General features: G+C 38.3%; 13 protein-coding genes. 2 read left to right on the top strand and 11 right to left on the bottom strand.

The annotated features are described in order from the left end of the window. Positions 1-3: 3 nt before the first annotated feature. Together HHH54_RS02325 and HHH54_RS02320 are read right to left on the bottom strand one after the other, a co-directional pair. Positions 4-1,896, bottom strand: coding sequence for a hypothetical protein (locus HHH54_RS02325; protein WP_198617227.1), 1,893 nt, complete (start codon positions 1,894-1,896; stop codon positions 4-6). Positions 1,897-2,065: 169 nt separating this feature from the next. Further along, on the bottom strand, positions 2,066-3,445 hold the full coding sequence (locus tag HHH54_RS02320) for an NAD-dependent succinate-semialdehyde dehydrogenase (RefSeq protein WP_198617226.1): 1,380 nt from the start codon (positions 3,443-3,445) through the stop codon (positions 2,066-2,068). Positions 3,446-3,596: 151 nt separating this feature from the next. Between HHH54_RS02320 and HHH54_RS02315 the strand changes: the two genes are divergently transcribed. Next, positions 3,597-3,941: a zinc ribbon domain-containing protein YjdM gene (locus HHH54_RS02315; RefSeq protein WP_198617225.1), complete on the top strand. Its 345-nt coding sequence runs from the start codon at positions 3,597-3,599 to the stop codon at positions 3,939-3,941. Between the two features lie 1,092 nt (positions 3,942-5,033). Here HHH54_RS02315 and dhaM read toward each other — a convergent pair. The 9 genes from dhaM to deoC form a co-directional block, all read right to left on the bottom strand. Beyond that, complete coding sequence (dhaM, locus tag HHH54_RS02310; protein WP_198617224.1) at positions 5,034-5,399, bottom strand: dihydroxyacetone kinase phosphoryl donor subunit DhaM; 366 nt, start codon at positions 5,397-5,399, stop codon at positions 5,034-5,036. A gap of 1 nt (position 5,400) precedes the next feature. Beyond that, positions 5,401-5,979, bottom strand: coding sequence for a dihydroxyacetone kinase subunit DhaL (dhaL, locus tag HHH54_RS02305; RefSeq protein WP_198617223.1), 579 nt, complete (start codon positions 5,977-5,979; stop codon positions 5,401-5,403). A 12-nt stretch (positions 5,980-5,991) separates the two neighbouring features. After that, positions 5,992-6,960 carry a dihydroxyacetone kinase subunit DhaK gene (dhaK, locus tag HHH54_RS02300; protein WP_198617222.1) on the bottom strand — a complete coding sequence of 323 codons (969 nt, stop codon included), beginning with the start codon at positions 6,958-6,960 and terminating at the stop codon, positions 5,992-5,994. 218 nt (positions 6,961-7,178) lie between these two features. After that, a complete protein-coding gene (lrgB, locus tag HHH54_RS02295; RefSeq protein WP_198617221.1) occupies positions 7,179-7,880 on the bottom strand; it encodes an antiholin-like protein LrgB in 702 nt (233 codons plus the stop codon). Then, positions 7,873-8,322, bottom strand: coding sequence for an antiholin-like murein hydrolase modulator LrgA (gene lrgA, locus HHH54_RS02290; protein ID WP_198617220.1), 450 nt, complete (start codon positions 8,320-8,322; stop codon positions 7,873-7,875). The genes lrgB and lrgA overlap by 8 nt, the downstream gene beginning before the upstream one ends. A gap of 176 nt (positions 8,323-8,498) precedes the next feature. After that, a complete protein-coding gene (locus tag HHH54_RS02285) occupies positions 8,499-9,227 on the bottom strand; it encodes a response regulator transcription factor LytR (RefSeq protein ID WP_198617276.1) in 729 nt (242 codons plus the stop codon). A 3-nt stretch (positions 9,228-9,230) separates the two neighbouring features. Beyond that, entirely contained in the window at positions 9,231-10,979 is a 1,749-nt protein-coding gene (locus HHH54_RS02280) for a sensor histidine kinase (RefSeq protein WP_198617219.1), read from the bottom strand. Between the two features lie 199 nt (positions 10,980-11,178). Then, complete coding sequence (gene deoB / locus HHH54_RS02275) at positions 11,179-12,357, bottom strand: phosphopentomutase (RefSeq protein WP_198617218.1); 1,179 nt, start codon at positions 12,355-12,357, stop codon at positions 11,179-11,181. A gap of 19 nt (positions 12,358-12,376) precedes the next feature. Then, complete coding sequence (deoC, locus tag HHH54_RS02270; protein WP_198617217.1) at positions 12,377-13,039, bottom strand: deoxyribose-phosphate aldolase; 663 nt, start codon at positions 13,037-13,039, stop codon at positions 12,377-12,379. A 390-nt stretch (positions 13,040-13,429) separates the two neighbouring features. Here deoC and HHH54_RS02265 point away from each other — a divergent pair, with 390 nt between their 5' ends. Further along, the gene (locus HHH54_RS02265) at positions 13,430-14,233 is read left to right on the top strand and encodes an ATP phosphoribosyltransferase regulatory subunit (RefSeq protein ID WP_198617216.1); all 804 of its coding nucleotides are present in this window, start codon (positions 13,430-13,432) and stop codon (positions 14,231-14,233) included. The last annotated feature ends 9 nt before the right edge of the window (positions 14,234-14,242 follow it).

Below are 14,242 nucleotides of genomic sequence, written 5' to 3'. Positions count from 1 at the left end.
TAATTACTGTTTACGACGTTTAAACCATATCAATGTAGTCCCTATTGCGACCATCATTAATCCAATCGGTAGCCATGAGAACTTGGCAACTGTACCTGTATCAGGTAAACGTAAGTTCCCTTGTTCATCAAATAATTGATCAAGTAAACCGTTATTCGTATGTTGTCCGATGAGTTGATTTGGGTCAATTGTAGGTTTTGGTGCGAAATCATGTTCAAATAATCCGCTACCTAGATGTCCTAACCTAGAACCACCTTGATTTAATAAATCTTGATAGCGCTCATTCGTACTTGGCGTCGGTAATTGTAATCCACTCGAACTCGAATCTAAATTTAAATCAGGTAATCCTTGTAAAGGCGCTAATATCCAATCTAAACGATTTTGAGCCTTTTCACGTGCTTGTTTCACATGCTCTTGTATTGAAATTAAATCATTCGCTTTAGTATTTAACTCTCCACGTATGAATCCAATTAAATCACTTGCGCTTTGAATATCGTCTGCTAGTGATTCAGCAAGCAGTCGTGCTTGGTCAGTATTTAACTTCGCACCGAGTATTGCTTCAATAACCTCTTTTTTACGATCTGAATTATTCAATAACGCATTTAAAATATCATCGCTTGTCGCTTGGCCATTTTGATTGAAATTCGCTTTTAAACGCTCGACAATCGTATCATTTGAAGGATGACCTTGCATTATAGATTGCGCTAATTGTTTCGCTTGTTCACTATCTAAGCGTGTCGCAAGTAAATTTTCCACCAATTGCTGACGCTTGTCCGTATTTTCAAGCATTCCTTTCAACAAATCATCACTCGACGTTTGACCTAACTGACCGAGTTCTTGTTGAATACGATTGGCAATATCTTGATTAGATGATGCACCAGATAATATTTTATCAGTTAGTTGTTTAGACGCATGCGCATTTAAAAATTGATTTAAAATCTGTTCCGTCGCTTGGTGTTTATCTGATGATGCATTTAATTGACGCAACAGCGAATCATTTTGTTGATTTAATTTGTTTTGTAGTGTATCGACACTTTCTTCAATTTTCGCCTTCTGAGTGTCATCTATGTTCGATTTCTGCTTAAATGTATCTTTTAGGTCTTCTAACGCTTTCGTTTTAGACTCATAATAGTTATCCTTTGCCTCTTGTTGTTGCACGATATCATTGACCACATGCTCGACTTTTTGTGTCACCTTATCATTTGTGATTTTTTGATTGGAATCCACTATCGTTTTAGGAGCCGTTGTTGTGCCCTCATTAGTTTGAACTTCCTTTGTCGAATCAACTGCTTCATTGGTAGTCGCTTCAGTCGTTGCTTCAGAAGTTGGTACTTCTTCCGTCTGACGCTCTACTGTATCCGTCGTTTCTGATGACGGTTCTGATGTTTCAGATTCATCTGTCGTCACTGTTTCTTGTTCATTTGGATGTAATATCGCGTTAAGCTCATCCACAGGCTTTGCGTCTTCAGTCGTTGGCGTCTCAGTACTTTCTTGTTGATGTGTATCAACTTTTTCATTCAACTTTTCAATCAATTGATCTATCGTATCTACTTGTGGTCGTTTTGTACTTTCTGTTGATGCTGATTTTGCCATTGTATCTGCTTTTTGAGCTTCAGCTACAATTGTATCAAGTGTTGAAGGAGAATCTTGATGTGTACGTAACAAAGTTAAAAAGGACTGTTGATAATCTGTATTTAAATGAGGTAACGCATTAATTTCTTGTTTCGCAACATCGAATTGGTCTTTTACCGTATCTGTTGTTTCTGAGCTATCCTCTGCATGCACCGCAGTATAAGGCACTGGTGTGGCTAGTGTACCAATTAAAAATGCGGCAGTTGTCGTCAATGTCCATCGTCGTAACGTGTTGACATGGCGTTGATTTTGCTTATTCATCATGACATTCATCCTTTCGTTGTCATACACATTTATTATAAACCTCTATCCATTAATTTTAAACTATATATTAAAATCAAAAAAGATGGGATATTTCTGCTTCAACACTAATAATCTGAAGCAGTATCCCATCTACATTGATATTTTAAGTTACACGATATTGAGCGCTATACTATTTTAAACCAACTGATAAATATTTTGTTTCTAAGTATGGTTCAATACCTTCTTTACCACCTTCACGGCCATAGCCACTTTCTTTCATACCACCAAATGGCGCATGTGCCGCTGATGGTAAACCATCGTTCCAACCAATAACACCGTAGTTTAAGTTATTATAAATGTAAAGACCTGTACGGTAGTCATTTGTGAAGAAGTATCCAGCAAGACCAAACTCAGTATCGTTTGAATAGCGAATCGCATCGTCTAAATCACTATAACGCATTACTGGCGCTACAGGACCGAATGTTTCTTCATGCATCGCTTTCATATCTTGGTTCGCATTTGTAATGACAACAGGTTTTAAGAAATTACCACCCATTTTTACTTCTTCTAGAGGACGAGATAACTTACCTCCGTGTTTAACCGCGTCATCGATATGGTCAAGGACTTTTTCAACACCTTTTTCGTTAATTAATGGTCCAATTTTAACCCCTTCATCGAACCCATCGCCGACTTTAAGTTCATGTACAGCTTTAATTAATTTTTCTTCGTACTCATCCGCGATATCTTCATGAACATAAATACGGTTTGCGCAAACACAAGTTTGACCAGCATTTCTAAATTTTGTAGCAACAGTTTGTTCTACTGCATGATCGATATCTGCATCTTTATGCACAATTAATGGCGCAAGACCACCCAGTTCCATTGTGATGTTTTTAACGTGGTCTGAAGAAAGTGAAATTAATTTACGTCCTACTGGTGTTGAACCTGTAAACGTCACTTTACGTACTTTTTCATTTTGCGTAAAGTAATTTCCAGCATCTTTACCACCTGCAATGATATAAGATACAACATCTTCAGGAATGCCCGCTTCATGCGCTAACTCAACAAGGCGGATCGTTGTCAGTGGTGTACGTGTCGCTGGCTTACAAATAATTGTACATCCTGCCGCAAGTGCTGGTGCCATTTTACGTGTAATCATCGCCGCTGGGAAGTTCCATGGCGTAATCGCACCCACCACACCTACTGGAAACTGGTCGATAATAATTTTTTTATCTGGTGTATTAGCTGGTACTGTACGTCCATAAATACGTTTTGCTTCCCCTGCATACCAATCAACATAAGCCACCGCATAATCCACTTCACCTTGTGCTTCTGGGAATGGTTTACCGCCTTCTAATGTAATTAAGCGCGCAAGCTCATCGCGATGTTCTTTAATTAATGCTGACCATTTTGAAATTAATTCTGAACGTTCATGTGCATCTACATTACGCCACGTTTGAAATGCATCATAAGCGCGATCAACTAACGTATTAACTTCTTCATCAGTTGTGTAATCTAACGTTTTAATTACTTCATTTGTTGATGGATTTAAAACTTCTAACTTTGACATCTTGACATACCCCTTTTCATTTTAATGTGATGTCGTTTTAAATTTTGTGCTGTATTCCCTTTCATCGTATCACGTTAAACGTTTTCATGCATACAAAACTGTTTAACTGTGCTAGATTATACATAAGTACTTAAGAAAGTAGGTAAATAAAATGACAACAACACTACCAAATTGCCCAGAATGCCAGTCAGAATATACATATGAAGACGGTACATCTTATGTATGCCCAATGTGCGGCCACGAATGGACACAAGCTTCAATGGATGAAGCAAACGAAGCCGCAATTGTACGCGACGCCAACGGAAACATCCTGCAAGACGGTGACACCGTAACAGTCATCCGTGACCTCAAAATCAAAGGTGCCTCAACACCAATCAAACAAGGCACCAAAATCAAAAACATCCGTCTCATCGAACCCGAAGACGGCCACAACATCGACTGCAAAATACCAGGCATCGGCCAAATCGCCCTCAAATCACAACTCGTAAAAAAATAAGGTCATTGAGGAAGCGCTTAGGATTTTAAAGAACCACTTCGGATGGAGTCACTTATCTAAAGGTTACTAACCACATTAAGCCTCCAGACGTTAGTGGGTCTTACAAATGCGTCTAAGCGCATTTGTTCATTTAACACCTGCACATTGCGAAGTTCTGTTGAGAATTCAGCTCTCGAAATGCCGTTCATCACCAAGGTTGTTGAGGAAGTGTTTAGCGTTTGAGCAGAACGACAGCTACGCTCAAAACTGTTCTTTAGTTTTGAAGCGAAGCGAAAGTTCTGCCGAGAACGCTACTTCCGAAACACCGTTCATCGCCTCCCACCGCATATGGCATAAGGTCATTGAGGAAGCCCTTAGGATTTAAGCATTATGGAATTCTGTCGAGAATCCTGCTTCCGAAATGCCGTCTATAGCCTCCCACCGCATATGGCAAAAGGTCATTGAGAGAGCGTTTTGGATTTTAAAGAACCACTTCGGATGGAGTCTCTTATCTAAAGGTTATCAACCATATTAAGCCTCCAGATGTTAGTGGTTCTTACAAATGCATCCAAGCGCATTTGTTCATTTAATATCTGCACGTTGCAAAGTTCTGTCGAGAATCCTGCTTTCGAAATGCCGTTCATCACCAAGGTTGTTGAGGAAGTGTTTAGCGTTTGAGCAGAACGACAGCTACGCTCAAAACTGTTCTTTAGTTTTTAAGCGAAGCGAAAGTTCTGCCGAGAACGCTACTTCCGAAACACCGTTCATCACCAAGGTCATTGAGGAAGTGTTTAGCGTTTGAGCAGAACGACAGCTACGCTCAAAACTGTTCTTTAGTTTTGATGCGGAGCGAAAGTTCTGACGAGAACGCTGCTTCCGAAATGCCGTTTATCACCAAGGTCATTGAGAGAGCGCTTTGAATTCTAAAGAACCACTTCATATGGAGGCTCTTATCTAAAGGTTACTAACCACATTAAGACTCCAGATGTTAGTGGTTCTTACAAATACGTGCGAGCGCATTTGTTCATTTTCAAATAAAAAAAACGGAAGTTAAGCAACATTTTGCCTAACCTCCTTAATAATACTGACCAATCTCATTGGACAGAGGACTATTTATTTCGAATACGTATCGTATACAGATGCAATGGCTTGATCCATAGATTGTCCTGTTGACAGTGCAACAGCTGCAATAAAGCTACCTTCTACAATGGGCGCATCTACTTTTTCGATACGCTGTGATCCTGTATACATTTCAATTGCCATATCAAGATTCATTTCAGATGAGCCGATATCAAAGAAGCATATGGCATCATCTTCAAGTTGATTGATGACTTCTGATATCGCATCAAAGGATGTACCGATTTCACCTTGATTGCCACCAACCGTAATGACATCGACACCTTCTGTCATTTGATTTAATAAAGCTTGTGTTCCCGCCGCAATTTGCTCACTATGGCTCACAATCACTAGTGCTGTCATCTTAATCCTCTCCAATCAATGCATTTAAAATGTATACACTACTTTGCGCACCTGGATCTATATAGCCTTTTGAATCTTCTTTAAAGTAAGCAGCGCGACCTTTCGTTGCGACCATCTCTTGTGTATCATCTGCAAATTGTTGTAACGTTTCAAGTGTTACGGTTTCGTTATTTTCAACTGCTTGACGTGCACGTTCAATCACATCGTACATTGTTTTTTCATTGAGTGAGACTTTTCCGCGTTGTGCAATAGCTTCTGAGAATGCGGTTAACAATTGTACTAAATCTTCATGGTTGATATCATCTGTCGGTGCAACTTGAGACATTTTCACAAAACTGAATCCATACAACGGACCAGATGCGCCACCAATGTTTGACATTAGCGTCATACCTGTTAATTTCAAGATGTTCTCAATAGAACTATCATCTAACTTTTCTGCTAATGCTTCAAATCCACGACGCATATTAACCCCGTGATCTCCATCTCCAATTGCACGGTCAAGCTCTGTTAATGCCTCTTCTTGTTCTTGAAATGTTGTTTTTAATTCTAATAAGCGTTGTTTAAGTGTTCCTTTATCCATAAAGTTTCACTCCTAATGTGTAAAATATTGACTTGCTGTTGGTGCAAAAAATGCTTCTTGAATGGCTTCATCGTACGGTACTAATGTGATTGAAAAGCCTTGCATATCTAAAGACGTCATGTAGTCACCAACGAACCATGATCGGACTGTTTTGCCTTGAGCTTTAAGCGATGCTGCTACATATTTTGTTGCGATATTGAGTTCTGACAGTGGTGTAGCTCCCATGCCGTTAACCATAACAATGACATTTTCTGATTCTACTTCTTTCACGAGACGTTCAACAAGTTGGTCGGTAATCGTTTGAATTGGAGCGATAGGCATACGTTTCAATCCTTTTTCACCATGAATTCCAATGCCAATTTCCATGTCTTTTTCATCAATATCAAAACCATATTTTCCTGTTGTTGGCACCATTGGCGGTGTGAGTGCCATACCAATCGAACGTATACCTTCAAGCATGTCTGCTACTTTAGATTGAATGGTGTGCAGTGAGGCACCTTGATCCGCAAGGTAACCTGCATATTTGTGCGCAAAAACGGTACCTGCTACACCTCGACGTTGCGCAACGTCTTCAATCGCAATATCGTCTCTCACAATAACTGTTTCAACGTCAATCCCTTCCATCTGCGCCATTTCTTGTGCCATTTCAAAGTTCATGACATCGCCTGCGTAATTTTTAATAATCAATAATACACCGTCACCCGTGTTTACTGCTTTAATTGCTTCTAATACTTTATCAGGTGTTGGTGAAGTAAAAACTTCCCCACACACAGCCGCATCTAACATACCTTCTGCAACGTAGCCTGCATGAGCAGGTTCATGCCCGCTACCACCACCTGAAACAATCGCGACACCAGATTGCTTTTTAGCACGACGTACGACAATGGTGTCATGGATGACTTCGATACTTTGATTTGCAAGTGTTAAACCGTCTAACATATCTTTCAAAAATTGTTGCTTATCTTGAACTAATTTTTTCAATAGTCTCACCCTTTTTGTGACAAAGTGATTGGGTAGGTTCATTCTAATTTCCCAATCGCTCTATCCCCTTTTCTTTTATTATATCTTTTTCACTTTCAACTTTCACATCAAACATAAACGCAGAATGAGTAGGTTACTTAATGCATGTCCCCTATCACTCTGCGTTTAATTTGAAATGATGAAATATCTATATTATTTTTATTAATTCTCAGTTTCTGTTAGAAGAAGATTGTTGTCAGTATTGGTACAACGACTACAACAACTACCCCTACAAGTACAATCGCGATACTCGCCATTGACTCTTCAGTTTGACCGAGCTCTTTAGCAGCTGCAGCCCCGAGTGTATGACCACTTGTACCTAACGCAAGCCCTCTTGCGATTGGATTTTCGATTCGGAAAAACTTCAATAATTTATTACCTAATGCATAAATAATAACGGCATTTAAAATAACAGCTAATGATGTTAATTCTTTAATACCATCTATCCCTTCTGATACCGGTAAAGCAATTGCTGTTGTAGCAGCTTGTGGTAACATTGATGCGATAATGCTATCCCCGAATTGTAGCGCTTTTGAAATAAAGTAAATCGCAACTAATGCTAAGATTGTACCAAGACCGATGCCACCTAAAATACGATGCCAATGTTTCAACAGTACATCACGCTTTTTATAAAGTGGAATGGCAAATGCAATTGTTGCAGGTTCTAAGAAGAAGTTAATGATGTCTCCACCTATTTTGTAGTTTTCATAAGGAATACCTGTAAAGTATAGGAATGCTACACCCACAACCATCGCGACAAATAAGGGTGCGAATAAGAAAAATCCGTTCGTTTTTTTAAATAAGTATGTGGCAATTAGAAACGGTATTACTGATAACAGTATCCCGAAATACGGTGTGTCTAATGCAAGATGACTATACATGAGTGTGCGCTCCTTTCATTTTACGTGATGATTTTTGAGATTGTGTTGAGTTCTCTGATGTTTTAGCAGTACGCATTGTAAACTTCATAATCAATTGTGATGCGAAACCTGTACATACGAGTAATAAAATTGTTGAAACGATAATCAAAGCAATAATTAAAAATGGACTTTGACTTAAAACCCCGAGCGAATTGACAACAGATACACCAGCAGGTACGAATAGGAATCCAATATTATTCGTAAGCGCCGTACCGACTGACTCGACCTGTCCTAGTTTTACAATACCTGTACATAATAAGATGAAGAGTAATACAAGTCCGATCACTGAAGCTGGCATTGGTATTGGCATGAAGGATTCGATTATTTTAGAAATAAATAATACAATCCCCATTACTAAAACTTGATGTAAAAAGCTGTACGTTTTTTCTTTTTTCTCTCTCATTTTCCCGACCTCCTAGTGGCTTATTGATTAACTTAATTATAGTATGAAAAATAAGTTATAAACCGTTTTCACTCCGAAATGCAAAATTTAAGATGTGAAATGCACAAAAATAGAGTGGAATCACAGCACCATTTTTAGTGCTGTCACACCACTCTCTATTGTTTAAATCAATTCAATTAACCAATCCCAATCGCTGCTTTAAAATCTTTCATGTAAGAGCGACTTACCTGCATTTTTACATTATTCGTCAACGTCACCATAAAGGTATAATTAAACCAATGTTCGACTGCTTGAACATGATGTTTATTAATAATATTTGAACGATGAATCCTTAAAAAATAATCAGGATTCAGTTTCTTTTCATACGTGCTTAACGGGTCTCCAACTTCATATTCACCATTTACAGTATAAATGGTTGTAACGCCTTGATTAACACTAAACCCTATAATATCACTTTGACTTAACATTTGAATGCGATCATCAATAACAACCGGTAACGCTTGTTCTAAAGGTGCAGATTGAACCGTTTTAGGTCGCTTCCATTCTGGCGTTTGCGTTTTAACTTTATCAATGGCTTGTCTTATACGCTCTTCTTCAAAAGGCTTCAACACATAATCTGTCGCATTGAGTTCAAATGCTTGAACCGCATACTGATCGTGTGCTGTCGCGAATATAATCATCGGTGGTGATTTCATCTTTTGAATTTTTTTACCGAGTTCAATACCATTTTCATCCATTAAGTTAATATCTAAAAAGACGATATCATAGTCATGTATTAACAAAGCCTCTAACGTTTCTGAAATATTTTCGGCTTCATCCAAAGCTTCGAATCCACCAATGCGATTTAATAAATACATTAATTCATTTCGCGCTAAAGGCTCATCATCTACAATTAAAATACGCATCATTTACACCTCTTTCTTCTCATAAGGGAGTTTACACCACACCGTTGTACCAGATGCATTTGATTCAAAATGTAACATTGATGCACTGCCAAACAGTCCTTTAAGTCGTAGGTTTAAATTCTCGAGCGCACTGCCTGTACCAGATTCAGATTCCACAACTTTTTGACCTAATACTGCAAGCTTTTCACGCGGAATACCTTGACCATTGTCTTTAACACTCAGCTTTAACCCTTCTGCTTCTTTATGCACAGAGACCATAATGTGATTGTCTTTTTTTCGATTTGGGAATGCATGTTTTAATGCATTTTCAACAAGGATTTGAAGGACAAATGGAGGTACTAATGTATTCATATATTCATCTGCTACATCAAAATCAACATTAAATCGTCCTGGAAAGCGTGCTTGTTCTAAAGATAAATACGCTGACACTTGTCCTAATTCTTTTTCAAGCGTAATTTTATTTTGACGCGACCCTTGTAAATTTGATCTAAAGAAATGGCTCAACTCTAACAACAATTCGCGTGCTTTTTCGCTGTCAATTCGAACTAAAGCCGAAATAGTATTAATGGCATTAAAGAAAAAATGCGGATTCACTTGAGCTTGTAGGGATTTGATTTCAGCATCTTTCAACAACTTACTTTGCGTCTCTGCTTCACCCAGTTCAATCTGGCTACAAAAAATCTTCGCAAGGCCTTCTGCAAGTTGTCGTTCAACAAACGTTAAATCATTAGGGTTCGTAAAGTATAATTTTAACGTTCCAATGACTGTTCCATGTGTTTTCAACGGAATCACAATCGCCGCATGTAATGGGCAATTCGGATGTGGGCATCCAATTTCCTCTTTCGTGTGAACCTCTTTCAACTCACCACTTTGCATGGCTGTTTTTGACAGATGCGTCACAATCTCTTTTTGCGGCACATGATGATCACTCCCCGCACCAACATGCGCAAGAATGTCTTTTTGACTCGTAATCGCAACCGCAGAGACTTTCATTAAATCTTTAATAATCGTTGCTACGTGTTCTGCTGAATGCTGATTTAAACCTTCTTTGAAATAAGGCAAGGTTTGATTGGTAATTTGTAATACATCATGCGTTTGCACGGCACGCATTTGTTCTTCTTGTTTTAACGTGGAAATCAGAATGGACATGAATATCGCTGTTCCACTACTATTGACGATAATCATCGGCAAGGCAATTAATTGTAATAATTCAATCGCATGTCCTTTATCTGCAGCAAGGAAATAAATACAAATCATCTGAATGACTTCTGTAAATGCCCCTATAGACGCACTCGCTTTAACAGATGGATAAGGTCTATTTTGACGAGAATAATGACAAAAATAACCTGCAATTAAACCGATAAATAGAGACGAGACGAGGTACGTATAAGCCTCGGCACCACCCATGTAAAAGCGAAAAATACCTGAAATAATCCCAACAACAGCACCAACAAAAGGACCACCAACCAGACCAGCGACCCCAATAGTTAAAACGCGTGTATTCGCAAGTGAAACATCGTCATCAAGATGAAAATAAATCTGACTAGATAAGATGTCACCATTTCGAATGACGATCCCTGTAAAGTTCGACATAATCGCGAATAGCGCAAATACGACACACAATTCTAGTTTCGAGCGCCAACTGTCACGATGATTCATCGTATTTTTAAAGTAGGATAAATTCATCAAAAGATATGCCAAAATAGTAATTAAACCCACACGTTCAAGGAGTAATATCGTTAAGTTAAACATCGTTGCACCCTCTTTATGTTCTAGCATGGTCTATATTAAATAGAATAGAAAGTTTATGGAATAAAACTTATTATGTATCATTTTAGCACATGAATCGGTAGTTATACTTTAGAATTTTAAAATTTCATTTCTAAATTAGACTAAATAGATAAAACTTTCGAAGCAAATCATATCTCCTTGCTCCGAAAGTTCTCTCATTTTATTTCAATTCATTTAAATAACTATGTCCAAATTCCGGTAATTGAACGCCGAAGTTATCCGCAATCGTTGCACCGATTGAACTGAATGTCGTATCCCCTTTCAGTTCACGACCACCATTAAACTTCGGACTGTAAAGTAAGACTGGAATATATTCACGTGTATGATCCGTACCGTCCGCTGTCGGATCGTTACCATGGTCCGCTGTAATAATGAGTAAATCATCCTCACGTAACGCGTCCAGTAATTCTGGTAAACGTTCATCAAAATCTTTAATCGCTTGCGCGTAACCTGGTTTATCACGACGATGACCGTACAGCGCATCAAAGTCTACTAAGTTTAAGAAGCTCATACCCGTAAAGTCTTTGTCTACAACTTTCATCAATTGGTCCATACCATCCATATTATTTTTCGTACGAATGGCTTCTGTAACACCTTCACCATCAAAAATGTCGTTAATTTTACCAATCGCAATCACATCATAATCCGCATCTTTTAGCGTATTCATGACCGTTTGACCGAACGGTTTTAACGCGTAGTCATGACGATTACTTGTACGTGTGAAGTTACCGGGTTCACCCACATAAGGACGTGCGATAATACGACCAATTAAGTATTTCGGATCTTTCGTCATCTCACGCACTTTTTCACAAATGTCGTAGAGCTCTTCAAGTGGAATAATATCTTCGTGTGCCGCAATTTGAAGAACAGGGTCGGCAGAGGTATAGATGATTAAGTCACCTGTTTTCATTTGGTGTTCGCCCCACTCTTCAATGATTTGAGTCCCTGAAGCTGGGCGATTTGCGACCACTTTTCGTCCAGTGACAGATTCGATTTCTTGAATCAACTCATCTGGAAAGCCGTTCGGATACACTTTAAACGGTTTATTAATATTCAGTCCCATGATTTCCCAGTGTCCTGTCATCGTATCTTTACCCACTGACGCTTCGCTTAACTTCGTATAATACGCTGTTGGGTCGTCGACACGATTCACAACCGGTAAGTCTTCAATATTACCCAGGCCTAAACGTTCTAATGATGGTAACGTTTGGTCAAATCCTTCTAGCGTATGTTTTAACGTATGTGAACCTTCATCATTAAAGTCTTTCGCATCTGGGGCTTCGCCAATACCTACAGAGTCCATTACAATTAAGTGGATACGTTCAAATGGTCTTGTCATGTCAATCACTCCTTGATTATTAATAATCTGTATCTGCTTCTAAGCCTTGCATGATTTGTACACCTGCACTCGCACCTACACGTGTTGCGCCGGCATCAAGCATCGCTTGAAAATCTTCTAAATTGCGTACACCGCCTGAAGCTTTTACTTCTAAAGCATCACCGACAGTGTCTTTCATTAACTTCACATCTTCAACTGTGGCACCGCCACCTGCGAAACCTGTTGACGTTTTTACGAAGTGTGCACCTGCGGCTTTCGAAAGTTGTGACGCTCTCACTTTTTCGTCATCTGTTAATAATACTGTTTCGATAATCACTTTGACGGTTTTACCTTGTGCAGCTTCTACTACAGCTTCAATATCACGTTGTACCACTTCATCACGCCCATCTTTCAAAGCGCCAATATTAATCACCATATCAATTTCATCCGCGCCTTTCACAATCGCATCGCGTGTTTCAAAAGCTTTTGTTTCTGTCGTTGATGCGCCAAGTGGGAAACCAATCACGGTACATACTAAAACATCTGAGTCTTTCAACTGTTCAGAAGCGTATGCGACATGTGTTGGATTCACACAAACAGATTTAAAATGATACGTTTTCGCTTCGTCAATAATACGGTCAATTTGTTCACGAGTTGCTTCTGGTTTTAATAACGTATGATCAATATATTTTTCATATTTCATATGACATACTCCTTATTTTTAATTTATCCATCATCATTAATTATACAATTAGAATAGTTAAAATACGATTATTTGATATATTACTATAATGACTATTAGGATGTAGATTTGAAAAAAAGCCTGAATTATAACGCTATTTTAAGCGATAAAATAATTCTGAAAGAAGCAAAATATGTTTATCAAATGCTAATTTGGTCTATAATAAATGATAAAAATGTAGGACATTTCTATTTCAATATGTATTGTCATCCATAACTTTATAAAAATAAAATGTGATAGTCTCATTTATATTTTCTGATAATTTGTTGAAATCTGATTATTGTTATGCTATCATTACCCTATTCTAAAAAACACTTTAGTTCGGTAGAGAACGAAAGCGAGGGCGTATATATGGAATCACCGCTTGAATTAAAGTCACTTGAAGTACAATTTTTAAAATATTTTTCAAATCAAGGGTATACCCTAATCGATACATCTTTTATTGAAACATTACAATGGTCGCAACTTTCAACAGATGACTTAAAACAAATGGACGAACGTAGCATCTGGCAAAACCATGACCAACTCTATGCGTTACGCAATGATTTTACAGATCAATTGGTACGTTACTATCAAAACTATCCGCTTCAAGCACAATCGATAGCGTATAGTGGTCCTATCGTACGTCATCAAAACGTACGCACACAATTAGGCATCGAATGTTATGACCCTACTATTCAAGATATTCATCAAGCATTCGAACATTTCAATCACTATATCCAATCTGAGATGAATACCGCTATTCAATATGTAGTTATCGGTCATTACCAGCTCATCGATTTATTACTAAAACCTGAATTTCAAACCGAAGCGATACTGACCGCAATTACACAACGCAATATTTCAGAGCTCAAAAAGCAATTAGGCATTGAACATCCAATTGTTCAATTATTGCTAACTCCAACACACAAACAACTTGATGCATTAAATGAACTATATACCGTTGATCACAGTCTAGTGAGTAGCTTAAATCGTTGGGCATCATTCTTTAAATCACTCGGATTGACGGATATTCATCTCGATATTACACCGATGGCACCACGTTCTTATTATAAAGGAACATTTGTCAAAGCTTATTTAGAAGATGAACGTGTCGTATCAGGTGGCTATTACGACAATGGTCTAGAAGGTTTTGGACTCGGTTTAACACTATAAAGGAGGAAT

The sequence above is a fragment of the Staphylococcus canis genome, assembly GCF_016238445.1.
GTDB lineage: Bacteria > Bacillota > Bacilli > Staphylococcales > Staphylococcaceae > Staphylococcus > Staphylococcus canis.
Note: the sequence above shows the minus strand (reverse complement) of the source record. Positions and strands in the feature narration are given on the sequence as shown.